The 25,821-nt window shown below is 58.4% G+C and carries 19 protein-coding genes; 9 read left to right on the plus strand and 10 right to left on the minus strand.

Annotation, left to right across the window (positions count from 1 at the left end; genetic code table 11):
• Positions 1–64: 64 nt before the first annotated feature.
• The 3 genes from nth to guaA are packed head-to-tail and all read right to left on the minus strand — an operon-like array spanning position 65 to position 2,884.
• Complete coding sequence (gene nth / locus QZ487_RS01350) at positions 65–769, minus strand: endonuclease III (RefSeq protein WP_296023003.1); 705 nt, start codon at positions 767–769, stop codon at positions 65–67.
• Positions 747–1,274: a metal-dependent hydrolase gene (locus QZ487_RS01355; protein ID WP_285975991.1), complete on the minus strand. Its 528-nt coding sequence runs from the start codon at positions 1,272–1,274 to the stop codon at positions 747–749. The genes nth and QZ487_RS01355 overlap by 23 nt, the downstream gene beginning before the upstream one ends.
• A 20-nt stretch (positions 1,275–1,294) precedes the next feature.
• On the minus strand, positions 1,295–2,884 hold the full coding sequence (gene guaA, locus QZ487_RS01360; protein WP_285975992.1) for a glutamine-hydrolyzing GMP synthase: 1,590 nt from the start codon (positions 2,882–2,884) through the stop codon (positions 1,295–1,297).
• A 229-nt stretch (positions 2,885–3,113) separates the two neighbouring features.
• On the opposite strand from guaA, the gene QZ487_RS01365 reads away from it, so the two are divergent.
• Complete coding sequence (locus QZ487_RS01365; RefSeq protein WP_296023005.1) at positions 3,114–3,416, plus strand: UrcA family protein; 303 nt, start codon at positions 3,114–3,116, stop codon at positions 3,414–3,416.
• A gap of 561 nt (positions 3,417–3,977) precedes the next feature.
• On the opposite strand, the gene QZ487_RS01370 is transcribed toward QZ487_RS01365, so the two are convergent.
• Positions 3,978–5,522, minus strand: a complete 1,545-nt coding sequence (locus QZ487_RS01370; protein WP_296023006.1) for a class I adenylate-forming enzyme family protein — start codon at positions 5,520–5,522, stop codon at positions 3,978–3,980.
• A gap of 157 nt (positions 5,523–5,679) precedes the next feature.
• Between QZ487_RS01370 and gyrB the strand changes: the two genes are divergently transcribed.
• The 3 genes from gyrB to QZ487_RS01385 are packed head-to-tail and all read left to right on the plus strand — an operon-like array spanning position 5,680 to position 10,062.
• The gene (gene gyrB / locus QZ487_RS01375) at positions 5,680–8,208 is read left to right on the plus strand and encodes a DNA topoisomerase (ATP-hydrolyzing) subunit B (protein ID WP_296023008.1); all 2,529 of its coding nucleotides are present in this window, start codon (positions 5,680–5,682) and stop codon (positions 8,206–8,208) included.
• Positions 8,209–8,228: 20 nt separating this feature from the next.
• Positions 8,229–9,314 (plus strand): AI-2E family transporter, encoded by a 1,086-nt coding sequence (locus QZ487_RS01380; protein ID WP_296023009.1) that lies wholly within the window; start codon positions 8,229–8,231, stop codon positions 9,312–9,314.
• Positions 9,315–9,324: 10 nt separating this feature from the next.
• Complete coding sequence (locus QZ487_RS01385) at positions 9,325–10,062, plus strand: M50 family metallopeptidase (protein WP_285975997.1); 738 nt, start codon at positions 9,325–9,327, stop codon at positions 10,060–10,062.
• A 21-nt stretch (positions 10,063–10,083) separates the two neighbouring features.
• Here QZ487_RS01385 and QZ487_RS01390 read toward each other — a convergent pair whose 3' ends face one another.
• The 4 genes from QZ487_RS01390 to QZ487_RS01405 all read right to left on the minus strand — a co-directional run bounded on the left by QZ487_RS01390 (position 10,084) and on the right by QZ487_RS01405 (position 14,324).
• A complete protein-coding gene (locus QZ487_RS01390) occupies positions 10,084–10,539 on the minus strand; it encodes a hypothetical protein (protein ID WP_296023011.1) in 456 nt (151 codons plus the stop codon).
• Between the two features lie 303 nt (positions 10,540–10,842).
• A complete protein-coding gene (locus QZ487_RS01395; protein WP_285975999.1) occupies positions 10,843–11,472 on the minus strand; it encodes a lysophospholipid acyltransferase family protein in 630 nt (209 codons plus the stop codon).
• Positions 11,473–11,550: 78 nt separating this feature from the next.
• On the minus strand, positions 11,551–13,158 hold the full coding sequence (locus QZ487_RS01400; protein WP_296023012.1) for a carboxyl transferase domain-containing protein: 1,608 nt from the start codon (positions 13,156–13,158) through the stop codon (positions 11,551–11,553).
• On the minus strand, positions 13,155–14,324 hold the full coding sequence (locus tag QZ487_RS01405) for an isovaleryl-CoA dehydrogenase (protein WP_296023013.1): 1,170 nt from the start codon (positions 14,322–14,324) through the stop codon (positions 13,155–13,157). Before QZ487_RS01405 ends, QZ487_RS01400 begins: the two co-directional genes overlap by 4 nt.
• Before the next feature lie 160 nt (positions 14,325–14,484).
• Between QZ487_RS01405 and QZ487_RS01410 the strand changes: the two genes are divergently transcribed.
• The gene (locus tag QZ487_RS01410; RefSeq protein ID WP_285976923.1) at positions 14,485–15,258 is read left to right on the plus strand and encodes an ATP-binding cassette domain-containing protein; all 774 of its coding nucleotides are present in this window, start codon (positions 14,485–14,487) and stop codon (positions 15,256–15,258) included.
• Positions 15,255–16,790, plus strand: a complete 1,536-nt coding sequence (locus QZ487_RS01415; RefSeq protein ID WP_296023015.1) for an ABC transporter permease/substrate-binding protein — start codon at positions 15,255–15,257, stop codon at positions 16,788–16,790. The genes QZ487_RS01410 and QZ487_RS01415 overlap by 4 nt, the downstream gene beginning before the upstream one ends.
• On the opposite strand, the gene QZ487_RS01420 is transcribed toward QZ487_RS01415, so the two are convergent.
• Positions 16,787–17,851: an SAM-dependent methyltransferase gene (locus QZ487_RS01420; RefSeq protein WP_296023016.1), complete on the minus strand. Its 1,065-nt coding sequence runs from the start codon at positions 17,849–17,851 to the stop codon at positions 16,787–16,789. The two genes, QZ487_RS01415 and QZ487_RS01420, sit on opposite strands and share 4 nt — an antisense overlap.
• Positions 17,848–18,735 carry a prolipoprotein diacylglyceryl transferase gene (gene lgt, locus QZ487_RS01425; RefSeq protein ID WP_296023017.1) on the minus strand — a complete coding sequence of 296 codons (888 nt, stop codon included), beginning with the start codon at positions 18,733–18,735 and terminating at the stop codon, positions 17,848–17,850. Before lgt ends, QZ487_RS01420 begins: the two co-directional genes overlap by 4 nt.
• A gap of 164 nt (positions 18,736–18,899) precedes the next feature.
• Here lgt and QZ487_RS01430 point away from each other — a divergent pair, with 164 nt between their 5' ends.
• The 3 genes from QZ487_RS01430 to QZ487_RS01440 all read left to right on the plus strand — a co-directional run bounded on the left by QZ487_RS01430 (position 18,900) and on the right by QZ487_RS01440 (position 25,770).
• Positions 18,900–20,606: a class I adenylate-forming enzyme family protein gene (locus QZ487_RS01430; RefSeq protein ID WP_285976005.1), complete on the plus strand. Its 1,707-nt coding sequence runs from the start codon at positions 18,900–18,902 to the stop codon at positions 20,604–20,606.
• A gap of 9 nt (positions 20,607–20,615) precedes the next feature.
• Positions 20,616–23,375, plus strand: a complete 2,760-nt coding sequence (locus tag QZ487_RS01435; protein WP_296023019.1) for a [protein-PII] uridylyltransferase — start codon at positions 20,616–20,618, stop codon at positions 23,373–23,375.
• A 79-nt stretch (positions 23,376–23,454) separates the two neighbouring features.
• Positions 23,455–25,770 (plus strand): TonB-dependent receptor, encoded by a 2,316-nt coding sequence (locus QZ487_RS01440; protein WP_285976007.1) that lies wholly within the window; start codon positions 23,455–23,457, stop codon positions 25,768–25,770.
• Positions 25,771–25,821 lie beyond the last annotated feature (51 nt).

Here is a 25,821-nt window from a genome sequence, read left to right on the forward strand (position 1 = left end):
ACTTACCTTGCGGAGAAATACCCGCTGTGCAAGCGTCGCTTTTGCGAGCAGGCATGCCGCAGCGTCAGCGGAAAGCCTGACCAGTCTTGCAGTATGTACAGGCAAAGCAGCTCGCACAATCGGGAGCGCGCGGGCGGCAATAGGTCTGCCCCAACTTCTTCAGCAACAGATGATGCTCGTCCATATCCTCAGCTGACCACTCTTCGGGCAGGATCGGCATCAGCGCATCATAGGTTTTCGCTGTATCCGCCTTGGCCGGTACAATTCCCATGCGCTGCATGATGCGGCGGTGATGCCCGTCTATCACCATGGCTTTGCGATTGAAGGTGGAGGCATTCATCACCCCGGCAGAGTTCTTGCGCGCAACGCCGGGCAATCGCTCCAGCCAGACAAGCGCATCTTCCAACGGCAAATTGCCCAGGTGGCGCAAGTCCACCGCGCCGCGCTCAGCGATAATCGCGTCCAGACAAGCCTTGAGCCGCTTTGCCGCAACGGATGGAAAGGTCTGGCGCTTCAGCCGTGCTTCCAATTCCTCGACCGGGACACCCGCAACTGCTTCCCAGCTGCCATATTCAGCTAGCAAGCGGTCGGTGGAGTCATTGCTAGCTGCCGTCTTTGTCTGCGCGCCGATCACGCCATGCACCAACACCCACTCAGGGCTGCGGCGCTTTTCCGGTGGGCGAATGATCCGCCCGAACGCAGCGATCATGCTGGCCTGTAAGCGGCACAGAATTTCGGTGCGGGGATCAGTCCCGAAGGGTAGTTGCACGACGGGCCATCCATCCGACAAGCGCAATTCCAAGGCAAGGTAGCCAAATCCCCTTGAGCTCTGAAATGAACGTCTCGAGGCCGCGCATTGAGAAGAATCCGGCTCCGATTGGTGAAACCCTGATTGGAGTCTCGGGCGCAAATATGCGTGCATTATCGAACGGCCACCATATTGCCGCGCCCAATCCGCCATCGGTCAACGTATCGAGCAACCCGTGGCTCGCCATTGCAAGGGTCAGGAATGCAAATCCGGCGAGACTTCGCGCTTCCCTCCAGGTCAACGAAATGAACCCTGCAAATAGAGCTGCGAAAACCAATGAATGCGTTGCGCCGCGATGCCCCCACCCGTCGGCATATTCAATACCGAACCGGAACCCGATCACATCAGCGTCAGGAATGACGGTCAAGACAGCCCCCGCAATGGCAAGCTTCGGCGAAATGACTCCGCGCCCCGCTGCCGCAGCGAATGCAAGTGGAACGATTGCGTGTGTGAAGACGGTGGGCATTCAGGACACCAGCCCTACCATCACTCCCATTCGATCGTGCCCGGTGGCTTTGACGTGTAGTCGTAGACCACGCGGTTGATGCCCTGCACTTCGTTGACGATGCGCGTTGCGCACTGGGTCAGGAAGCTCGCGTCGAAGGGATAGACATCCGCCGTCATGCCGTCGGTGCTGGTTACCGCGCGCAGGCCGCACACGCTGTCATAGGTGCGCCCGTCGCCCATCACGCCGACGGTCTTGACCGGCAGCAGCACCGCAAACGCCTGCCAGATCGCATCATAGAGACCCGCATTGCGGATTTCATCGAGATAGATCGCGTCCGCCTTGCGCAGGATGTCACAACGCTCCTTACTCACTTCACCGGGGATTCGGATCGCGAGGCCCGGCCCGGGGAAGGGATGCCGACCGACGAATTGCTCATTGAGGCCAAGCTCCCGCCCTAGTTCGCGCACTTCATCCTTGAACAATTCGCGCAGCGGCTCGACCAGTTCCATGTTCATGCGTTCAGGCAGGCCGCCAACATTGTGGTGGCTCTTGATTGTGACCGATGGCCCGCCAGTGAAGCTGACGCTCTCGATCACGTCGGGGTACAGCGTGCCTTGCGCGAGGAAGTCTGCGCCACCCAGCTTGTTCGCCTCTTCCTCGAACACCGCGATGAACTCTGCGCCGATGAATTTGCGCTTCTTCTCTGGATCGGTGACGCCCGCGAGCCCCGCCATGAAGCGTTCCTCTGCATCCACCACTACCAGCGGAATATTGTAGTGATCGCGGAACAGGCTTTCGACCTGCTCGCGCTCATTAAGCCGCAGCAGGCCATGATCGACGAACACGCAAGTCAGTTGATCGCCAATCGCTTCGTGGATCAGGATCGCTGCAACCGAGCTGTCGACCCCGCCGGACAATCCGCAGATCACACGGCCATCACCAACCTGTTCACGGATCTCGGCAACCTTGGTGTCGCGATAGGCGGCCATGGTCCAGTCGCCCGTCAGCCCGCACACCTTGTGGACGAAATTGGCGAGCAGTTTGGCGCCGTCTAGTGTGTGGACCACTTCAGGGTGGAACTGCGTGCCGTAATATTGACGTTCTTCGTCAGCGATAACCGCAAAAGGTGCCCCGTCGCTGGTGGCGACAATTTCGAAGCCCGGCGCAAACTTGGTGACCTTGTCGCCATGGCTCATCCAGACCTGATGACGTTCGCCTTCGTTCCATAGGCCATCGAACAAGGCGCAGGACTTCGTGACAGTCAGGTAAGCGCGGCCAAACTCACCACCATCTCCAGTCTCGTGACCGGGTCGAACTTCACCGCCCAATTGCTGGCTCATAACCTGTTGGCCATAACAGATGCCAAGGATCGGCAGACCGCTGTCGAATAACACCTGTGGTGCGCGCGGGCTGTCGTCATCGCAAACACTGGCTGGCGAACCGGACAGGATGATGCCCTTGGGCTTCATCCGGTGGAATGCCTTTTCCGCTTCACTAAACGGCGCGATTTCGGAATAGACGCCGGCTTCGCGCACGCGGCGCGCAATCAGCTGCGTCACCTGGCTGCCGAAATCGACGATCAGAACTGAGTCTGGGAGGATGGAATCGGGAATGTGCTGTGGGTCCATGTGCGCCGATTAAGGATGCATGCCCGCGCTGGCAAGCGGGCAAGGGCCGACTATTCACGGACGCGGGCAGAAGTGGCTAGCCGCAGCCAAGGCAAGCAATGATGCATTGCACGCAACCATCGTGCGATTCTTCGCAACTGCAGCATTGGGAACGTTGCACTGCACCATGGGTAGTAGATTGCAACCCGTTTTTGTTTGCAAACGGATTACTGTTTCAAGGAGAATAATCATGCGTACTATCCTCGCTTCTGCCGCCGCTGTTCTGGCAATCGTAGCAAGTCCCGCTGTTGCCAACACCGAAACCGTTGAAATTCGTGTGTCAGTTGCCGACCTCGACCTCAACACAGCGGCTGGTCGTACCGCGCTTGAAGAGCGTGTAGCGCGCGAAGCCCGCAAGGCCTGCAAAATCGAAGCTGCAGTCGACCGCGCACCTGAGAAAACCGACTGGGACTGCGTAGAAGCCGCCAAGATCGCCGCTTTAGCCAAGGTAGATCGTGATCAGAACACAGACGTAGCGATGGCGGCTGAGTAAGCCGACTCGCTTTCAAATGAAGACTTTCAGGCCGGCCCCTGCTCGCATGAGCGGGGGCCGGTTTTGCATTTGCGAATAGGCGGGAATGGGCTCGCCCTATGGGTTGCATTTCACGCAACACATCTCCGTGTTTTCTCATTTGTGTTTAATTTTGAGCAACATTATCTCACTGGCATCGCGGCGGTCCGGAACTCTCTCCCTCCCCCCAATCCGGTCGCATGCCAGCCCAAGGTCTTCCGGATCCTCTCCCCCGGAATTCCGCAAGCGCCCCGGCTGGATGACAGGCTCCCGGAGCCGCCCAGCCTTAGGGCAGCGAGCGAGACGCGGTCACCAGTTCCCAATACCTTAAAGTGACCGCGTCTCCATCGCACACTTGTCAGCTCGTATGAATTTTTCGCTGACTGCGTAACCAAACAGCATTGGCCAGCGAACTTCCATTTGACACTGCAACTGCCTGAGCGCCCCCTCAGGCATGCGAGGCGCGGCTAGCGTGCGATATTGACCCCTCCCCCCCCTGAACGGACGGTGGTCGCGCCTCCAGTCTGCTGCAGAATGTGTGAGTCAGAAAGTCTTGCCGCTCGCAGCGGCCCGGTCTCGCAGTTCGGTCTTCAACAGCTTGCCAATATGGCTGCGTGGCATCTCGGTGATGGCTTCAAGTTTCGAAAGCCTTTGCGTCTTTCCAAGCCGCGCGTTGACCGTGCCCAGAATGTCCTCGACTTCTTGTGCTGCAACTCCAGGCATCAGCCGCACGAAGCCGTAGGGCGTTTCGCCCCAGCGTTCGGATGGTACTCCGATCACTGCAGCTTCGGCCACGCGCGGGTCCTTCTCCAGCTCGACTTCAAGATCGCTCGGGTAGATGTTGAACCCACCAGAGATGATCATGTCCTTGGCGCGGCCAACAAGCTCGACAAAGCCATCCTTATCGACCCGGCCGATATCGCCCATGCGCTGCCACACTTCGCCTGTCTCGGGATCGGTCCAGTACCCTTCGCGCGTCTTGCCCGGCTGGTTCTTGTAACCGCTCATCATGGTCTGGCTGCGCCCGATCAGATTGCCCGGTGTGCCCGGCGCTACAGGCTTATCGTCATCGTCTAGAACCTTCAGCTCGCTGCCCGGTGCCGGCCGCCCCACAGTGTGCAGCTTATCCGGGAATTCATGCGCTGCAAGCAAGCACACCACACCGCCTTCGGTCATGGAATATATCTCAATCAACCCACCGGGCATTCGCTTCAGAACTTCGGCTTTCAGTTCGGCTGAGAACGGGGCGCTGGTGCAATATTTTAGCACAAGTGATGACAGATCGAATTCATCAAAACGCGGCTCCGCCATCAGTCGCTGATATTGCACCGGCACCAGCATCGTTATCGACACACCGAACCGTTGCGCGGTCATGAGCCAGCCGATTGTGTTGAATTTCCCCATGACATTGACCGTTCCGCCAGCAAGCAAGACAGGCAAGAACGCGACCATAGTGGTGTTTGAATATAGCGGCGTCGAAGCGAGCGAGACAACGGGGATGCCAGCCTCCAGATAACTTGATGCAGTGCTCGCAAACTGCCGCCAACGCATCAGATGGGAATGCACAATCCCCTTGGGTATGCCGGTGGTGCCGGAAGAATAGATAATGTTGAACGGGGCTTCTGGAGCCGGCTGCACATCGGGCGCGCGCGTGCCGTCCGGTGCCATCCAGTTGTCGATTTCTTCCAGAGCAATGTGATCAAGTTCCGGCAGGAAATCTTCAGTGAGCTCCGCCGATTTCACGCCGTCGATAAACAGATGCATCGCGCCGCTGTCGCGCGCCATGCCGATCAGCTGATCTTTCGAAGCACTGGTGGTCAGCGGCGCAGCAACTCCCCCCGCACGCACCGCCGCCAGAAAAACCAGTGCATAGTTGATGCAGCTTGTGCCGAGAATCGCGACTGATTGCCCCTGCTGCAAACCGGTTTCGATGAGCCGTGCGGCCAGCCGCTCAACCTTGTCATGAAGTTCAGCCCAGCTGAGCTCCGACTGTTCGTCGCGCAGCGCGATCTTGTCCGGCTGCTGCTTGGCCCATTGCGCCAGAATATCCGAATAGCTGGCGAATTCCGCCTTCAGTTTTTCCAGCACGCAATCACTCTCCTCAATGCAAATCCCATGGCTCCATCTCTTTGTTTGCCTAAGGGCTAAATCAGGCCATGTCGAGCAAACGCGCAAGCGGTGGAAAAGCCCCGCCCATAGCGCAGCAGAGCTTGGGTTTTGCCCCTTCAACGCCTATATGATGGCTATGTCAAAAACACCCGAAAATACCCCAGAAAAAACCGTCCAGATGGGCGAGTATGGTGCCGATTCTATCAAGGTACTCAAAGGCCTGGATGCCGTGCGCAAGCGCCCAGGCATGTATATCGGCGATACAGATGACGGCTCCGGCTTGCATCATATGGTGTTCGAGGTCTCCGACAATGCCATTGACGAGGCGCTGGCGGGCCATTGCGACCTGGTTCTGATCGAACTCAACTCTGATGGCAGCGTCTCAGTCGAAGACAATGGGCGCGGCATCCCTGTGGGCATGCACAAGGAAGAGGGCGTGTCCGCAGCCGAAGTCATCATGACCCAGCTGCACGCGGGCGGTAAGTTTGAAAACACGTCGGACGACAATGCCTATAAGGTCTCAGGCGGCCTGCACGGCGTAGGTGTCTCTGTTGTAAACGCGCTCAGCGAATGGCTGGAGCTGGTGATCTGGCGCGAAGGCAAAGAACATTGGATGCGCTTTGAGCACGGCGATGCTGTGAATTCACTGGAGGTGAGAGGTGACGCGCCTCCGGTTGATTCCAACGGAGATAGCAACGGCCTCAAGAAGGGCACGCGGGTCACATTCATGGCGAGCCATGACACCTTTAAGAATGTGACGGAGTTCGATTTTGACAAGCTTGAACACCGCTATCGCGAACTCGCTTTCCTGAATTCCGGCGTGCGCATTCTGTTGCGCGACAATCGCCACGAAGAGCCGCTTGAGCATGATCTGTTTTACGAAGGCGGTATCGGCGCATTCGTGAAATATCTCGACCGCAACAAGCAACCGCTGGTGGCCGAGCCGATTTCGGTGAGCGCGGAAAAAGATGGCATCGGCATCGATGTCGCGCTGCAGTGGAATGACAGCTATTACGAGAACGTCCTTACCTTCACCAACAACATCCCGCAGCGCGATGGCGGCACGCATTTGGCGGCGTTCCGCGCCGCGCTGACCCGCACGCTTAACAATTACGCGTCGAGTTCCGGCCTGTTGAAGAAGGAAAAGGTCAGCCTGTCGGGCGAAGATATGCGCGAAGGGCTGACCGCAATTGTCAGCGTCAAGCTGCCCGACCCCAAGTTCGGCAGCCAGACCAAGGACAAACTGGTTTCGTCCGAGGTTCGCCAGCCGCTGGAATCGCTGATGGGCGAGAAGATGAGCGAATGGCTCGAAGAGAATCCGAACGATGCCAAGGCGATCATCCAGAAGATCATTGATGCGGCCGCTGCGCGCGAAGCAGCACGCCGGGCTCGCGAAATGAGCCGCAAAGGTGCGATGAGCGTCGCATCGCTACCTGGCAAGCTGGCTGACTGTCAGGAGCGTGACGCGACCAAGGCTGAGCTGTTCCTCGTGGAGGGCGACTCCGCGGGCGGCTCAGCCAAACAGGGGCGCGACCGCAAAACGCAGGCCATTCTGCCGCTCAAAGGCAAGATCCTGAACGTCGAGCGCGCCCGGTTTGACCGGATCATCAGTTCTAAAGAAGTCGGAACCCTGATCCAGGCGATGGGCACCGGTATCCGCGACGAGTTCAATCTTGAAAAGCTGCGTTATCACAAGATCGTGATCATGACGGACGCCGATGTCGACGGCGCGCACATCCGGACCTTGCTGCTGACATTCTTCCATCGCCAGATGCCGGAGATTGTAAAGGCAGGGCACCTCTTCATCGCGCAGCCGCCGCTTTACAAGGTGAGCAAGGGCCGCAGCGAAGTCTATCTGAAGGATAATGCCGCGCTCGATCGTTATCTGGTCGACGCAGGTCTGTCCGGTCGCGTGCTCGAGACAGCCGGCGGTTCGCGATCAGGCGAAGATTTGCGCGGCCTCGTTGAGCATGCGCTGCGTTTTCGCAACCTGCTCGCCTTTGTGCCGCGCCGCTATGACATTGCGATTATCGAGCAGATGGCGCTGTCGGGCGCGCTTGACCCGTCGCTTGATCGCGAGACGCGGATCAAAGCGCTGGAGTTTACCGCGCGGCGGATTGGTCTGGGCGACAAGGAGGCCAAATGGTCTGCTTACATTGGCGAAGACGGCAATGTTCGTTTCGAAAGACTGTGGCGCGGTGTAACCGACGTACACGAAATCGAGGCCAAGTTCCTTGTCAGCGCGGAGGCGCACAAGCTGCACGCCCTCGCCGGAAGCGAGGCGGAAACCTACGCGCAGCCCGCATTCCTTGTGAAGACGTCGGTTGAAGCGGACACAGTGCCTGACGACGGCACGCAGGAGGACGAGGCACCCGTTGTCAGCAGCGAAGACGGCATCATGCGCCCAACGCAATTGCTTGATGCCGTGCTTGCAGTGGGCCGTAAGGGCCTTTCGATTGCGCGCTACAAGGGCTTGGGAGAAATGAATGCCGAACAGCTTTGGGAAACCACGCTCGATCCAGAAGCGCGCATATTGCTGCAAGTGAAAGTCGAAGACGCCGATGTGACCGACGAGATATTTACCCGCTTGATGGGCGACGTGGTTGAGCCGCGGCGCGAATTCATCCAGGATAATGCACTGAACGTCGCCAACCTCGACGTTTGATCAAGGAGCACACATCCCGCATGCCGCAAGACCCCGAAGCTGACAGCTACGAACATCTTGGCTTCCTGCTGCTGCTGGGCTTGCTGACGGTTGGCGTCGTCTTTGTGGTCTGGCCATTTGCGACACCGCTGCTGTGGGCAGCGTTGGCGGCGATCATGTTCCAGCCGCTGTTCCAATGGTTTCTCGTCCGGCTCGCTAATGGTCCCAATAAAGCTGCGATTGCAACGCTGTTGTTCATCACTTTTGTCGTTCTTTTGCCCGGGTTCTTCATTGGCAGCATGATTGTCGAACAGGCAGCAGGCGTCGTGCGCGCGTTCCAGCAAGGCGATTTGGACGTTGCCTCTTGGGGCGACCAGATTCTTGGCGCGTTGCCAGCTGTCATTCGCGAACAAATGGACGCATACGGACTGGCTGATTTACAGGACGTGCAAGCGCGCGCGCAGGAGCTTTTAACCGAAAGCGCCGGTTTGATCGCGCAACAAGCCATTGCCATTGGTGGCGGAGTGTTCAGTTTTGTCCTGTCCTTCCTGATGGGGCTTTACGTCGCTTACTTCCTGCTGCGCGATGGCAAGAAGATCGGCGAAGCGATCCAGTGCGGGCTCCCACTGGATAATTCGATTGCCGCAAAGCTGGCTGAGCGGTTCCTGCTGATTGTGCGCGCAACGATCAAGGGATCGGTGGTGGTAGGCTTGGTTCAAGGCGGATTGGGTGCAATAACATTCTGGATCGTCGGGATCGAGGCAGCCTTGCTGCTCGGCTTGCTGATGGCGATATTTTCGCTTCTGCCAGCAGTCGGAACGGGCATCGTCTGGCTTCCGATGTCGATCTATCTGCTCGCGTCAGGCTATATTTGGGAAGGCGTGTTTGTGATTGTCTCAGGCGTGGCCGTGATAGGCATGGCGGACAATGTTCTGCGCCCGATTCTGGTAGGCCGGGATACCGGAATCCCTGACTGGATCATCCTGGTCACGACACTGGGTGGCATCGCGACTATGGGCCTGTCCGGCGTGGTGCTTGGCCCGCTGCTCGCCGGGCTCTTCCTGGCCGGGTGGGGCATCGCGCAGGAATATTTGCTGCACCACAATTCACCACCAGTAGAAAGCTGAGCGCAGCGCGATGCACCGCGTAGCGCCGGGGTCGCAAGCTGAACAAGTCGGACGCTTGCTGATTGCCGCAGTGCTGGTGGTGTTCGCCCCGCTACTTCCCTTTGGCAATTATCTGATCTATCCGTTCATGATACTGGGCACGTGGTTTCACGAAATGGGTCATGGGCTCACCGCAATTATATTCGGCTATGACTTCGAGCGGCTGATCATCTATTCAACCGGATCGGGTGTCGCAGAAAGCAGCATGCCTGCAGACGCCTCGCGCTTCTCGCGCGCAATGATCGCAGCAGGCGGGCCCTTGGGGCCCAGTTTCATTGGATCGGCGCTCATCCTGGCCAGCGCGAAAACCCGATTGTGGCGCCCCGCACTAATCACGCTCTCATTGATCATCACAATCTCGACAGTGATTTGGGTGCGTTCGAGCACTGGCTGGATCGTGTTGCCCGCAATCGCGGTCGGGTTGGCCTTGCTCGCATGGAAAGCAAGCGCTGGCTGGGTGCGGTTTACGCTGCAATTCCTCGGCATGCTGGCAGCGCTGAGCATGTTTATGAGCTGGGACTATCTGTTCATGGAGCAAGCCAACATAGGCGGGCAGTTAATCCTGTCAGACACAGGTGCGATCGAGGCAAATCTGTTGCTGCCGCACTGGTTCTGGGCGCTGGCACTGATTGCCGCAGCCACGCTGATGATCGGCACAAGCCTTAGGTACGCATTGCGCGAAGACGGCAGCGGTATCGGCTGGAGATAACCCTCGGCCAGAGCCGAAATCTCAGGTCGCGATACGCAGTGTGTTCACACCACGCGCTCCGCCGTCTTCGGATGACAGACCGATAAAGATCGTATCGATAATGCGCGCCAGCTTGTCTTCGTTCAGCCGTTCTTCGATGTAAATGAGCCCGTCCGGGATGGTGTAGCTGCTCACCATCTGGTTGATCAGCGAAAGACACTGGTCGATTTCCAGTCCGGCGAAATAACCATCGTGCTGCGCCTGAGCGATCAGTTCCGAAAGATAGTGATCGGCCAGGTCGACAAAGCCGCGCGCACGCTCGAAGCGGGCTGCGCCTGCCTCACACATGCGAGCAAATGCGATCGGGTCAGCCCGATAGCGCTCTCTATTGACTGCGAAACGACGGGCAAAGAACTCGTACATCTTGCGGTTCGAGGGAAGATCGCTGCTGGCCACTTCTTCCATGATCGCGACATGCGGCTCAAACCACAGTTCCACGGTCGCTTCGAACAAATCATCGTCGCTTTCAAAAAGTTCGTCCAGCTTGCGCCGCGAAATGCGCCCGGTGGCCGCTACATCGGTCAGCCGGATTTCTTAGCCACGCTCTTCGAACAGCTCACGCGCAACCAAGGCGGCGTTCCGGCGCGCAACAGGGATTTCTTCAGCAGTCATTGGTGGGGAGGCTCCTCTGCTGCCGTGTTATCTAGACACTGCAGAGCGCCGCTTAAACCCGTTTCATTCGAATTCTTTGCAAAACAGCGCGCAAAAACCACACAAGAACTTCGATTGAACGCACAATCATCAAGCTTTGCGGTCTTCCGCGATAATCGCGCGAGCTTGCGCTTCGAGCACTTTGAAGCGTTCATTGTTGGGCAGTTTGACCCGGAACCATGCACACAATTGCAGCAAGTCTTCCCCATAATTTCCGGTTGGATAGAATGGCTCGCCAAAGCCGATGACCATGTGTTCATTGTCAGCGATTGCCGGGACAATGGGCACATCGGCTGCCTGTGCGATACGATAGAAACCCGACTTCCAGCTACCGTCGGTTGAGCGCGTGCCCTCAACCGCGATCACCAATGCCAATTCGCTGCGTCTTTCGAATTCAGCCTGCATCTGTTCGATGACGCCGCCCGGCGCGCTGCGATCGACCGGTATACCGCCCATATCGAGCATGAAATTGCGCATGATCCCTTCAAACAGCGTGTGCTTTCCCATGAAATTGGGCTGCACTTGCTCATGCTTGGTGGCGCCGGCAAAAAACACGAAGTCCCAGTTGGATGTATGCGGCGCGCCAGCGATCACATATTTTTTGATGTCTTTGGGCAGATGCCCTTCGATCTTCCAGCCCTTCCACTTGTAAAGGAACAGGATGATCCGGTTCACCAGCCGCGAAAGCAGCGTGACGTTACGGGTTTCATTATGTCGCAATGTTTGGTCTCTCCCCTGCGTGTTTCTCTGCCCTCAATCAGGTGACTTACGCAAGCGAAAGGGTGAATGGCTCGTCCATCACATCCTGAACACGCCGAACGCGGGCCGCTCTGCAATCGGCGCTTCAAGCGTTGCGGCGAAGGCCAGCCCCAGCACATCGCGGGTCTGGACCGGATCGATCACGCCATCGTCCCACATCCGCGCGGTGGCGTAATAGGGATTGCCTTCATCCTCGTATTTCTGGCGGATCGGTGCCTTGAAGGCCTCTGCCTCATCGGGGGTCCAGCTGTCGGCATCGCGATGCACTGTTGCGAGGACGCTGGCCGCCTGTTCGCCGCCCATCACGCTGATGCGCGCATTTGGCCAGGTGAACAGGAAGCGCGGGGAATAGGCGCGCCCGCACATGCCGTAATTGCCCGCGCCAAAGCTGCCGCCGATCACCACGGTGACCTTGGGCACGGTGGCGGTCGCAACGGCAGTAACCAGCTTCGCGCCATGCTTGGCAATGCCCTCGGCTTCGTATTTTCCGCCGACCATGAAGCCGGAGATATTTTGTAGGAACAACAGCGGGATACGGCGCTGACACGCCAGTTCGATAAAGTGTGCGCCCTTTTGCGCGCTCTCGGAAAACAGCACGCCATTATTGGCGAGGATCGCGACCGGCATCCCCCAGATATGCGCAAAACCGCACACTAGCGTCGAACCGTAATGCGCCTTGAACTCATGGAACTCGCTGCCGTCGACCAGCCGCGCGATCACTTCCTTCACGTCATAAGGCGCACGCACATCCTTGGGCACCAGAGCATACAGATCGTCCGCATCGAATTTGGGTGGGCGCGGATCTCTCAGCGCGACATCCTTTGCCGCAGCCGTGTTCGCGCCTAGCTGGCTCACGATATCGCGCACGATGGTGAGCGCGTGCTCGTCGTTCTCCGCCAAGTGATCGACCACGCCCGATTTCTTGGCGTGGAGATCGCCACCGCCCAGATCCTCTGCGCTGATCTCCTCGCCCGTCGCGGCCTTTACCAGTGGAGGCCCGGCAAGGAAGATCGTGCCCTGATTGCGCACGATCACCGTCTCGTCGCTCATGGCGGGAACGTAAGCCCCACCTGCGGTGCAGCTGCCCATCACGCAGGCGATCTGCGGAATACCGAGCGCGCTCATATTCGCCTGATTGAAGAAAATCCGCCCGAAGTGTTCGCGATCAGGGAAGACCTCGGACTGATAGGGCAGGTTCGCCCCGCCGCTATCGACGAGATAGATGCACGGCAGGCGGTTCTCCTGCGCGATCTCCTGTGCGCGCAAGTGCTTCTTGACCGTCATCGGGTAGTAGCTGCCGCCCTTCACGGTCGGATCGTTGCAGACGATCATCACCTGCCTACCACTGACGCGGCCAATGCCGCAGATCATGCTCGCGCCAGAGACATCGCCTTCATACATTCCATTCGCAGCGAGTTGGCCGACTTCGAGGAAGGGCGAACCCGGATCGAGCAGGCGTTCGACGCGTTCTCTCGGGAGAATCTTGCCGCGCGACACATGCCGTTCTCGATGCTTCTCCGGCCCACCCAATGCGGCCTCGGCGACGCTTGCGCGCAAACCATCGGCCAGCGCCTTGTTATGATCAAACCGCGCCTTCGCGTCTGGCGCTTCGCGATCGAGCTTCGTGGTGAGAACAGGTGCGGTCATCCCGCAGCCCCGATCAGTTCGCGCCCGATCAGCATTCGGCGGATTTCATTCGTGCCCGCGCCGATATCGAGCAGCTTGGCATCGCGCATATAGCGCTCCACCGGCCAATCGAGCGTGTAACCTGCGCCTCCCAGCGCCTGAACACTTTCGGCGGCTGCGCGGAAGGCGTTCTCGCTCGACAGCAAGATCGCGCCCGCCGCATCGAAGCGGGTGGTCTGGCCAGCATCACACGCCTTTGCCACCGCATAGGTGTAGGCACGCGTCGATTGCAGCGCGACATACATGTCCGCTACCTTGGCCTGCATCAGCTGGAAGCTGCCGATGGGTTTGCCGAATTGCTTGCGTTCGCGCAGATAGGGGATGACCGTGTCGAGACAGGCCTGCATAATGCCGAGCTGAATGCCCGACAGCACCACACGCTCATAATCCAGCCCGCTCATCAACACGCCCACGCCGCCATTCAGCGGCCCCATGATGCGTTCTTCGGGTATGTGGCAATCGTCGAACACCAGCTCTGCCGTGGGTGAGCCTTTCATGCCGACCTTCTCGATTTTCTGGCCGATGGAGAAGCCTGCATCGCCCTTCTCGATCAGGAAGGTCGTGATCCCGCGCGAACCCGCAGTGCCATCGGTCTTGGCATAGACTACCAGAGTGTCTGCCTCCGGTGCATTGGTGATCCAGAACTTTGTGCCATTGAGCACATAGCCGCCCTGCACGGCCTCGGCCTTGAGTTTCATCGAGACAACGTCAGAGCCCGCACCCGCTTCGGACATGGCGAGCGAACCGACATGCTCGCCAGAGATCAGCCCGGGCAGATATTTGGCCTTCTGCTCTTCATTGCCCCAGCGGCGAATCTGATTGACGCAGAGGTTCGAATGCGCGCCGTAAGAAAGTCCCAGCGAGGCGCTAGCGCGGCTGACTTCCTCAACGGCGATGACATGCTCGAGATAGCCGAGGCCCAGCCCGCCATCTTCCTCATCAACGGTCAGACCATGCAGGCCAAGCTCGCCCATTTGCTGCCACAGCTCTGCGCGCGGGAAATAGTCTTCGCGGTCAATCTTGTCCGCCAACGGGGCGATTTGCTCGTCGGCAAACCGGCCCACGCTGTCGCGGATCATTTCTGCCGCTTCGCCCAGCTGGAAATCGAAATCGGGTGTGGCACGCATTGTCTGAACTTCTCCTCTTCAATTCCCATAACAGCGCACGGGGTTTGCGCAAACCGGTTGCAGCTGAAATCATCTGGCAATTGCACGTCGTCTCTTGGCCTTGCCGCTGGCTTTCCCTAGAGTTGTGTCAATCGAGCGGGGCGAAATCATTTCCGACACATTGCCAGATAGCGTGATCCATTTCCGTGCAGTGGCGCGGCATTTCGACGATGTCATCGCGGTTGGCGGCGTGGATTTGAGCGTCGCGGCCGGATGCTTCGTTGCGCTGGTCGGCGCGTCGGGCTCCGGCAAGTCAACGCTGATGAAAATGGTCAACGGGTTGGAACAACCGACCACTGGCCAGGTCATCTTTGCCGGTGAGGATGTGTCTACTCAGCCACCAGCAAAGCTGCGCCGGCGCATTGGCTATGTGTTCCAGTCAATCGGCCTGTTCCCGCATATGAATGTGGCCGAGAATATCGGGATCGGCCCACGCCTGTCAGGGCAAAGGCTTGGCGATGGGCGAATTCGCGCATTGCTCGAGCTGGTGGAGCTTGAGGCGGATATGACAAGCCGCATGCCAGACGAGCTTTCAGGCGGCCAGCGCCAGCGTGTCGGCGTGGCTCGCGCGCTGGCGAACGAGCCAGAGCTGCTGCTGATGGACGAGCCGTTCGGCGCGCTTGATCCGATCACGCGTGATGCTTTGGGCGAGCGCGTGCGCGCGCTGCATGATGCCTTGGGCCTCACCAGCATCATGGTAACACACGACATGGCCGAAGCTTTGCTGCTGGCTGACCGCGTTCTGGTGATGGATGCAGGCCTGATCGTCGCGGACGAAACACCCGCCGCATTGCTAGCCGGCAAAGGCGGAGAGATCGCGCAAGGGTTAGTAGCCGTGCCACGCGCGCAGGCTGAAAAGCTTGCAGCCATGGAACGCGAAGGCAGCAGATCGTGAACGGGTTCCGGGATGCCTTGCTGGGCCTGGGCCCGCAACTTTCTGCGCATATCCTGTTGTCCGCGTCCGCCATCGTATTGGGTATTCTCGTAGCGCTGCCGCTTGCCGTGTGGGCCAGCCGTTCACCACCGGTGGCGCGTGTCGCCTTGGGTTTTGCAAGTCTTGTTCAAACCATCCCGGCGCTGGCACTGCTGGCATTGTTCTTCCCGATCCTGCTGAGTCTGCGCGTCATCTTTGGTGAAGGCTTGCCAACCTTGGGCTTTCTGCCCGCGCTGCTTGCGCTGGCACTGTATGCCTTGCTGCCGATCCTGCGCAATGCCGTGACTGCGCAGGCCAATCTCGATCCCGGCGTATTGGAAGCGGCAGACGGCGTAGGCATGACCAAATGGCAAAAGCTCAAGCTGGTCGAAGCGCCGCTGTCTGCCCCCTTCATCATGGCGGGTATTCGCACCGCAAGCGTGTGGACCATCGGGGCGGCAACGCTCGCCACCACGATCGGCCAGCCGAGCCTGGGCGATCCGATCTTCGCCGGATTGCAAACGCAGAACTGGGTGCTGGTGCTGGCGGGCTGTTTCGCATCGGCAGGCCTGGCGCTGATTGCAGATGCTCTGCTGGGCCTGATCGAGCGCGGGATGGCCACACGCCAGCGGGGGCTGGCACTTGGCGGCCTGGTAATGGTCATTCTGGGCATCGCTGCGGCGGCGTTTGCGCAATTCGGTGGCGGCGAGCGCGAACGCATCCTGATCGGAGCAAAGGGTTTTTCGGAGCAATATGTGCTCGCGCGGCTGATCGGACAGCGGCTGGAAGCCGAGGGATATGCTGTCGAATATCGTGACGGGCTGGGTTCAGCCGTGGCGCATAGCGCGGTTTCCAGCGCCGATATCGATCTGCTGGTGGACTACACTGGCACAATCTGGGCCAATCAGATGAAGCGCACCGACAACCCGGCGCACGAACAGATGTATAATCAGATCTCGGATTGGGAGCGGGAAACAAGCGGCACCGTGGTGCTTGGCCGCATAGGCTTCGAGAATGCCTATGGCCTCGCAGTGCGGCAAGATGTCGCCGAAAGTCGCAACCTGACCTCGATCGCTGATCTGGCCAGTATCGCCCCCCAACTCACAATCGGTGGAGATCCCGAGTTTTTCGAGCGACCCGAATGGATCGCGGTACGCGATGCCTATGGCCTGCGCTTTGGCCAGACCAGAAACTTTGCGCCGACATTCATGTATAACGCGCTCAAATCGGGAGAAGCGGATGTGATCAGCGCCTATACTTCGGACGGGCGCATCGCTGCAGACAATCTGGTGCTGCTGGACGACCCGGCCGGGGCATTTCCGAACTATGACGCGATCCTGCTGGTCAGCCCGGATCGGGCAACGGATGCCGCGCTACTCTCAGCGCTCACACCCGTGATTAATGCGATCGACGTTGATGCGATGCGCGAAGCCAATTACGCGGTCGACCGCGACACGGACAAGCTTACGCCAGACGAAGCCGCGCGGATGCTGGCAGCGCGCGTCGGACTTTAGCCAAGGAACCCTGGTGCATCGCCGGGCCAGCCTTTGCCGGCAACGCCCAGCACTTTGAACAACAGCCCCATCTGGTCATCCGCCATCAAGCGATGCCGCTGGCGATCCAGCACCTCAATGTTTCGCGGTGACTTCTTCTTGAGCCCTTCAAAGCGCATCTCTGCCCCCAGTTCAGTGAGCCATTCACCCTGAGTCGAGATGCCAAGCGCGCGGCACCCCTGCCGCTCTGCAACATCGCGCAAAGTGCCAAAATCGACATGCGCGGTAATGTCCATGTCGCCCGGATGCGCAAACACATCGACTTTTCGATGCGCTTTGATTGCTTGCAATGTCGAGCCGGCGCCCAGCTCTTTCGCGCCATAGTCAAAGATCAACGCTGCTCCGCCTTGTGCAGCCAACCGATCTGACAGTTCAGACATGATCGCAGAAGACGCGGCACTGGTTTCCAGCAACGTGCCCTGATTGGCATGTTTCCAGCGCTCCGGCACCGCGGCGTCCATTGGCTTGTCGCCAAAGACAAACGACAGCTTGCCGTCTTCCAATCCAACCATCCGTTCGCGCCAACCCTCTGCCGCGCGCAACAATTGGCGGATCGGCAGCGCGTCGAAGAACTCATTGGCTACAATCAACAGGGGGCCATCCTCTGGCAGGCTGGTCACATCACTATGATGCTGCACCCCGGGCACCGTACCGCGTTGAATCAGCTGCAAGGCTTCGGAGCCCTCAACAAAGTGGACCTTGGGGTTGAGCCCATACCGCCCGGCGGCGCGCAAAGCATCCGACGCGAGCGTTCCGCGACCGGGCCCCAGCTCGACATAGTGTACGTTATCAGGCCGCCCGGCACGAACCCAGATATCCGCCAGCCACAGCCCGATCAGCTCGCCAAAAACCTGGCTGATTTCCGGCGCAGTGATGAAATCCGCGTCTTCGCCCAAAGGGTCGCGGCTGGTGTAATAGCGCGCATTGCTCTCACCCATATATTGAGCAAGGCTGATCGGCCCGTTTTCACGGATCAATCGGCAGAAGGCATCTGCCAGATCGCCTTGCGGCTTGTCATTCATGCCTGCGCCGGACTGCTCCCGCCCGAACCCAGCGGGCTGCGCCGAATTGCGGAGAGAATGACAATCAACCCAAGCAGGATCAGCGGTATTGTGAGCCATTGGCCCTGACTAAGCCCCGTTTCGACAACTCGATCTGCCAAATGTTCATCAGGTTCTCGGAAGAATTCGTTAACAAAGCGCGCCGCACTGATCCCGGTAACGAAGATCCCGGTCAGCAAGCCCGGGCGGAAACGCGCACCGGTTTTCCAGAACAGCAATGTCATGACGATCAACAGCAGCAAACCTTCAAGCCCCGCCTGATAGAGCTGGCTTGGGTGGCGCACCACGTCTCCGCCGCCGGGAAAAATCATGCCCCACGAAACGTCTGTTGCGCGGCCCCACAATTCGCCATTGGTGAAATTGGCCAAACGACCCAACAGCATGCCCATCGGTACGCCCACAGACACGTAGTCGGTTACGCGCAGGAAAGAGAGCTTGCCACGCCAGCTGACCCACATCATCGCCGCCATCACGCCCAACAGCCCGCCGTGAAAGCTCATACCGCCATCCCAAAGGCGAAGCAGATCCCAGCTGACAAAGCCTTCGCCATTGAAGCTGGTGAACAATTCCGGGCGATAAAACGCGGCATAGCCCAACCGTCCGCCCAGAATCACACCCAATGTGCAGTAGAAGAAGAGATCATCGACATGCCGCTGCGCCATTGGTGCGCCGGGTTGTTTGATCATCTTGGTCACATGCCAGTAAGCAAACAGCACGCCCAGAAGGTAAGCGAGCGAGTAGTATCGCAGAGTAAAAAACCCCAGATCGATACCCTCCGTTAAGCCCAGATTGGCCCAGTAAATTGGGTCGGTAGCAGCGCCAGCGGCAGCGAGTAGTGACAGCACGAAGTGAACCTCTATATAGGTGACACGTCATCCGGACATGCCTGTTTGGATGCTGCTATTGGCACAGCCAGAGAATTGGGGAAACCCCGAAGGCTTTGAGCGTTAGCTTGAAGAACGGGGCTTCGCGGCCGCGGCCCGGATTGAAAAGTGGAGAGAGTACAGAGATGCCTTCAGAGTTGGATATTGCGCTTGAAAACATCATCGGCGAACTGATCCAGGAAGGTCAGCCGTTCGAAACTGTACCCTTTGAACGCAATGGTGTGACCATGCCTGCGTTCAAGAACGCGCCGCCAAGTCTGGCCCATTATTTCGCGCATTTCTGCAATGAGCACAAAGATTTGACATTCTTGGTCGATGGCGACGTTCGGCTGACCTTTGGTCAGGCATGGGCCGCTGCAAGCTGTGTCGCGCATGGGCTGGCAACGCAGCACGGCGTGAAGAAGGGTGATCGCGTAGGCATCGCCGCTCGCAACTCGGCCAACTGGATTATTGCCTATATGGGCATCGTTATGGCGGGTGGCTGCGCCACATTGCTCAACGGTTTCTGGTCTGGAGACGAGTTGGCCTATGGCATCCGCCTGGCCGAATGCGATGTAGTGCTGGCAGATGCGGGCCGCGCCAAGCGACTCGAAGGCACAGACCATTCCGCAAAGCTGGTCTTGATCGATCATGACAGTGCGCCGGCTGAAGGTCTCGCCAATATCTGGGCTGAAGGTGACACAGCGATGGCTATGCTGGCGCAGATCGGCCCCGATGATCACGCCACCATCCTCTACACCTCTGGTTCGACCGGCCAGTCCAAGGGCGCCTATTCAGACCATCGCGGCGTTGTCAGCGGCGTGTTCAGCTATGTCGCGCAAAGTGCGATGGCCAAGGTACTGCTCGAATCGCGCGGCGAAGATGTGAGCACGCAGCCATGCGCTTTGATCGCGGTCCCGCTGTTCCACGTAACAGGCGAAGTGCCGCTGTTCCTGCAAAGCTTTGGCATTGCGCGCAAGCTGGTGCTGATGCCCAAATGGGATGCACGCGAGGCGCTACGGCTGATGGAAGCAGAGAAAGTCACTTACTTCGTCGGCGTTCCGCTGATGAGCTATGAAATTGCAACGCACCCAGAGCGTGAACAATTTGATGTATCAAGCTGCAAGAGCTTTGCCGCTGGCGGCGCACCGCGCCCGGTCGATCACGTCAACAAGATCAAGGAGGCTTTCCCCGGCGGGTTCCCGCTGCTCGGTTATGGCCTTACAGAAACCAATGCAGTTGGCTGCGGCAATTTCAACGAAAACTACATGGCGAAACCCGGCTCTACCGGCAAAGCCAGCGTGCCATTGGTTGACCTCGCCATTCTCGACAATGATGGCAATCCACGCCCGCAAGGCGAAGTGGACGAGGTTTGCATCCGTTCGGTGGCAAACTTCCTGGGCTATTGGAACAATGAGGAAGCGACCAAGGCCGCTTTCACTGATGACCAGTACTTCCGCACGGGCGATTTGGGCTATCTCGACGAAGACGGATATCTCTTCATCGTCGATCGCAAGAAGGACATCATCATTCGCGGCGGCGAGAATATCTCCTGCATCGAAGTGGAAGAGGCGATCTACGGCCACGATGCGATCGCGGAATGCTCTGTATTCGGCGTTCCCGACGATCGGATGGGCGAAGTGCCAGCGGCCGTATTCTACCAGAAGGGCGGCAGCACGCCTGTAAGCAAGGAAGAGCTGCGCGAATATCTGCTTTCGCGCATCGCACCGTTCAAGGTTCCATTGCCCGAGCATATTTGGGTGTCTGACAAGGCGCTGCCACGCCTGGGCACACAAAAGATCGACAAACGCACGGTTCGCACCATGTTCGCCGGCGAGCTCGTGGACAGCTAAGGACAGCGCTTGAATTCCGTCAAGATACCTCGCCAGCGCGCGATTATCGATCGGCGCAAGACCGCTGAGGCGATCAATGCATTGGTAGCCGAAAAGGGGGATGCGGCACGCAATGAAATTGTGTCGCTGCTGAAGGATGTGCTCCGTAATGGCCGGGCAGAGATCGCCAAGCGGCTGGCGGAGAATCCTTCTGCCGGGCACGAATGCGTGGCTGCACAGGCCCTGCTGATCGATCAGATGCTGCGGCTGGTGCACGACCATGTGATCGAGCATGTTTATCCGGTGGGCAATCGCAGCAGCGCTGAGCGGATCGCGATTCTGGCAGTCGGCGGGTACGGCCGGGCCGAGATGGCGCCACATTCCGACGTCGACATCGCCTTTATCACGCCGATGAAACGCGCTGCGTGGTGCGAGCAGGTGATAGAAGCCATGCTCTATTTCCTGTGGGATCTCGGGCTGAAAGTGGGTCAATCGAGCCGCACCGTCGATGAAACCATCCGCATGGCGAAAGAGGATCTGACGATCCGCACCGCGCTTCTGGAAAGCCGCTTCATCTGGGGCGACCGCGCCCTTTACGCAGAAACCGGTCGGCGCTTCTGGGCCGAAGTTGCCAAAGGCAGTGAGCGCCAATTCCTGACGCAGAAACTGGAAGAGCGCGATGCGCGCCACAAGCGGATGGGTGACAGCCGTTATGTGGTCGAGCCCAATATCAAGGAGGGCAAAGGCGGCTTGCGCGATCTGCAAACGCTTTATTGGATCGGCAAGTATGTCCACCGCGTCCGCAGCGCAGCGGAACTGGTTGATGTCGGCTTGCTGACCAAGGCCGAGTACAGCAGTTTTCGCAGAGCCGAGGGCTTCCTGCTGGCGGTGCGCAGCCATATGCACATGATCACTGGTCGGGCTGAAGACCGATTGACCTTCGATCTTCAGCGCGAGGTCGCAGCGCGCATGAACTTCGCTGATCGCCCCGGAAAAAGCGCGGTTGAGCGCTTCATGCAATTCTATTTCATTCAGGCGAGGCGCGTAGGAAGCTTGACCGGCGTGTTCCTGGCCCATCTGGACGATGAGTTCGCCAAGAAGCGCGCCCGCAAGGGTTTCTTCGCAGGATGGAACCAAAAGGCGCGGACGCTGAAAGGCTATCGTGTTTTTGGTGGCCGGATTGCTGCCCCGTCAGACGATTGGTTCAAAAAGTACCCGGTGCGTCTGATCGAGGTTTTCCAGCTGGCCGAAGCCAACAGTCTGGAGATACACCCTGACACGATGCGTCAGGCTGATCGTGACAGCACGCTGATCAAGGCGAATATCCGCGAGGATAAGTGTGCCAATGCTCTGTTCGTTGAGTTGCTGGCTGGACGCAACGATCCGGAAACGGTGCTGCGCTGGATGAATGAGGCGGGCGTGTTTGGCCGCTTCGTACCTGACTTTGGCAAGGTCAATGCACAGATGCAGTTCGACATGTATCACCACTATACTGTTGATGAGCACACTATCCGCGCGATCGGATTGCTCTCCAGAATCGAGAAAGGTGAACTTTCAGCGGATCACCCGCGCTCGACCCGGCTGATCCACCGCGTTAACTCAAGGCGTGCGATTTATGTCGCTGTGTTGCTTCACGATATTGCCAAGGGGCGCGGCGGAGACCATTCAGTGCTTGGCGCCGAGGTTGCCGAGGAGCTGTGCCCTCGCTTTGGCCTGTCCGAAAACGAGACCGAACTGGTTGCCTGGCTGGTACGCTATCACCTTCTGATGAGTGCGACCGCGTTCAAACGCGATCTCACCGACCCCAAGACCATCGAGAATTTCGTAGGCGAAGTGCAAAGCCTTGAGCGACTTCGGAATCTAATGATCCTTACCGCTGTCGACATTCGCGCGGTCGGGCCGGGCACGTGGAACAGCTGGAAGGGTCAGCTGCTCGGCGATCTATACGATGCCGCGCAAGAGCGCTTGCGTCTTGGCCACATGAAACATGGTCGCCAACAGCGTATCGCCGCCAAGCAGGAAGCGGTTGTCGCTCTGTTGGGCGACAAGGCCCATCTGAAAGAAGACGTCGGATCGTTGCTCGACGATTCCTATTGGATTGCCGAGCATGAAGACATGATTACCAGCAATCTGATACAGTATGAGATCGCACGTAAAAACGAAGAGCAACTCTCAATCCATTGCGAGTTTGACGCAACGCGCGGTGCGACCTTGGTCAGTGTCATCGCGGCAGACCATCCCGGTCTGTTTTTCCGGATTGCAGGCGGTATCGCACTTGCAGGAGCGAACATCATCGATGCGCGCATTCACACCACGCGCACCGGCTACGCCGTCGATAATTTCCTGGTACAGGATCCGCATGGGCAGCCCTTTGCAGAGGGCCAACAGTTGGAGCGGCTCAAGCGTTCGATCCGCGATGCACTCGCGAACCGGGTCGACCTGGTGCCCAAGCTCGCGGCACGCCCATTGCCAATTACCCGCTCGAGCGCATTCCGAATTGCTCCACGCGTTACCTTTGACAACAATGCATCGGGGCGCTTCACTGTGATCGAAGTCAATGCGCGCGACAGGCCCGCGCTGCTCAATCGCCTCGCCCGGGCGCTGTTCGAAAGCAAACTGGTGATCCAGTCCGCGCATGTGACAGCCTATGGCGAGCGTGCGGCTGACACTTTCTATGTGACCGACCTGCTCGGCGCGAAAATCACCGCTGATGATCGCCTTAAGGAAATATCGGACCGACTGCTGCACGCAGCAAGTGATGCACGTCAGAAACAGCTCGAAGAAGCCTGATACACATTCGTCCGCAATTAGTTGCTTTTCAAGACTATCGCGCCAATGGGCGCCCAGAGGACTAAAAGGAGAGCCCCCCATGAATACCAGATTTGCTTCATTGAAGACGCTTGCCTTGCTTGGAGCAGGCATGGCGATGATTCCCGCTACAGCTTTCGCGCAAGATGCTGTGGAGGAAGAAGAGCAACAGACGGGCCGTACGAGCATCGCTGATGCGACCAACGTCATTGTTGTGACCGGCACAAAGACGCAGAATGCAGAAAATGTTCAGGACGTGCCGTTGGCGGTGACAGCGTTCAATGCAGAAAGCCTCGATGCGCTCAAGGTGCGTGACGTTCAAGGACTGACATATTCGGCACCCAACGTGTCGCTTGACCAGATCGGCACCAGCCGTGGAACCGCAAACTTCTCGATCCGCGGTCTGGGCATCAACAGCTCGATTCCCTCGATCGACCCAACTGTCGGCGTATTCGTCGATGGCGTTTACCTCGGCTTCAGCGGCGGCGTCGTGTTCGACCTGTTCGACCTTGAAAGTGTAGAAATTCTGCGCGGCCCTCAGGGTATCCTGTTCGGACGCAACACCACCGGCGGCGCGGTGTTGATCAACACCGGCAACCCGACCGACTATTTGACCGGAAAATTCCGCGCGGCGGTTGATGGACCGCTTGTAGATGGCGGTCGCGGCGGTGCAAACTATACCGTCAGCGGCGTAATTTCAGGCCCGATCGTTGAAGACACGCTGCTGTTCAAGCTGGGCGCATATTACAACAAGAATGAAGGTTACTTCACCAACCTGTTCGATGGCTCAAACCACGGCAAGGCTGAAACCAAAATCCTGCGCGGCGCGCTGGAAGGCCGCTTTGGCGACCTGACACTGACCGGCAAGCTGGACTATTTCACCAGCGATGGCGACGGCCCTTCAGGACAGAACCGCGGTGTGTTCGAGCGTGACACTTTCGATCTGTCGATCGACGAGCGCGGTAACTACGATAACGAGATCTGGACCGGATCGCTCACCGCAGAGGTTGATATCGGCCCGGGTACACTGACCAATATCTTCGGTTATCGGGATTATTCGGCAACAACACTGGGAGATATCGACAGTCTTCCGATCTTCGGTTTCCATTCAAGCACAGAAACCGAGCACGATCAGATTTCGAACGAGATCCGCTACGCGATTTCGACTGACAACTTCGACCTGACGATCGGCGGTTTCTATTTCGACCAGTCGATTGCCTACACAGAAACTCGTGATCTGCCGCCGCTCAGCCCGCTGACATTCTATGGCGGTGGTTCGCAGGACCACGAAGTATTGGGCGCGTTTGCGGCAAGTCAGTATTATCTGACGTCGGACTTTTCTGTCATCGCCGGCATCCGCTGGAGCCGCGAAGAAAAGTACGCTGGCGTGACATATGTACGTCCGCGTCCAGAATGTTCGGTAGTTGGCGGCACATGCCCAACCAGCGGCACAAACCCGTTCATCCCAACCGAGAATAACGGTTTCGAAGATGGCCGCAGCTGGACCAACTGGTCGCCAAAGTTCGGCTTCCAGTATGAATTCGACGACAGCCAGATCTATGCTCACTGGACCCGCGGATATCGCAGCGGCGGCTACAACTTCCGTATCACCAACGCGACCGTGTTCGAGACTGTCGTTGTACCGGCAACCGGCGGCAATTTCGGCTTCGATGAAGAGCGCGTCGACAATTACGAGATTGGCGGCAAGTTCCAGACCAGCGATGGTGCATTGACCGTCAACGCTGCAGTCTATCTGACCGAGATCGACGACATGCAGCGCGAAGTGAATCAGAGCTCGCCAACTGCCGGCGTGTCACAGTTCATCCTGAACACGGCGGATGCCGAAATTCTTGGCTTCGAAGTTGAAGGGCGGGCGCGGGTTACCGACAACCTGATCTTCACGGCGAACCTCGGCATCATCGACGATGACTACAAGAGCGTAGCTTTCGATATCTCGAGCGACGGCGCAATCGACGATGCAGACACCGCTCTGCGTCTGCCACGTGTGCCGGAAGTAACCTGGGGCGTTGGCATGCTCCATGAGTTGATCTTGCCGAATGGCGCGATCGTCAGCCGGGTGAACTATCAGTTCCGTGACGAGTTTGCCTATACGGACAACAACTTAGGCTGGATCCAGGCTGCCGACAACCTTGATGCCAACATCACATGGGAAACCCCGATGGATGGCCTGTCTGTATCGATCTACGGCAAGAACCTGCTCGATCAGGTTCAGGCTGGTGGTGACACCCAGCTGCCGTTCGGTGGTCCGCTTAGCAATGGCGTGAACCGTCCGTTCGATGCCTATCCGGCTGGCGGTACACTGTCGCCGCTGTCGAAGGGTCGCCAGATTGGTGCGGAAATGACTTTCGAGTTCTAATTCGCACAAGATCACAGAATATCGGAAAGGGCGTCTCTTGCGAGGCGCCCT

This window comes from uncultured Altererythrobacter sp., from assembly GCF_913057185.1.
In the GTDB taxonomy this organism is placed as follows: Bacteria; Pseudomonadota; Alphaproteobacteria; order Sphingomonadales; family Sphingomonadaceae; genus Erythrobacter; species Erythrobacter rubellus.

Bases quoted from the DNA above. Each gene is read 5' to 3' on its own strand.
- QZ487_RS01355 (WP_285975991.1), bottom strand. From the start codon at position 1,274: ATGCCCACCGTCTTCACACACGCAATCGTTCCACTTGCATTCGCTGCG.
- guaA (WP_285975992.1), bottom strand. From the start codon at position 2,884: ATGGACCCACAGCACATTCCCGATTCCATCCTCCCAGACTCAGTTCTG.
- QZ487_RS01365 (WP_296023005.1), top strand. From the start codon at position 3,114: ATGCGTACTATCCTCGCTTCTGCCGCCGCTGTTCTGGCAATCGTAGCA.
- gyrB (WP_296023008.1), top strand. From the start codon at position 5,680: ATGTCAAAAACACCCGAAAATACCCCAGAAAAAACCGTCCAGATGGGC.
- QZ487_RS01380 (WP_296023009.1), top strand. From the start codon at position 8,229: ATGCCGCAAGACCCCGAAGCTGACAGCTACGAACATCTTGGCTTCCTG.
- QZ487_RS01385 (WP_285975997.1), top strand. From the start codon at position 9,325: ATGCACCGCGTAGCGCCGGGGTCGCAAGCTGAACAAGTCGGACGCTTG.
- QZ487_RS01400 (WP_296023012.1), bottom strand. From the start codon at position 13,158: ATGACCGCACCTGTTCTCACCACGAAGCTCGATCGCGAAGCGCCAGAC.
- QZ487_RS01405 (WP_296023013.1), bottom strand. From the start codon at position 14,324: ATGCGTGCCACACCCGATTTCGATTTCCAGCTGGGCGAAGCGGCAGAA.
- QZ487_RS01420 (WP_296023016.1), bottom strand. From the start codon at position 17,851: ATGAATGACAAGCCGCAAGGCGATCTGGCAGATGCCTTCTGCCGATTG.
- QZ487_RS01430 (WP_285976005.1), top strand. From the start codon at position 18,900: ATGCCTTCAGAGTTGGATATTGCGCTTGAAAACATCATCGGCGAACTG.
- QZ487_RS01440 (WP_285976007.1), top strand. From the start codon at position 23,455: ATGAATACCAGATTTGCTTCATTGAAGACGCTTGCCTTGCTTGGAGCA.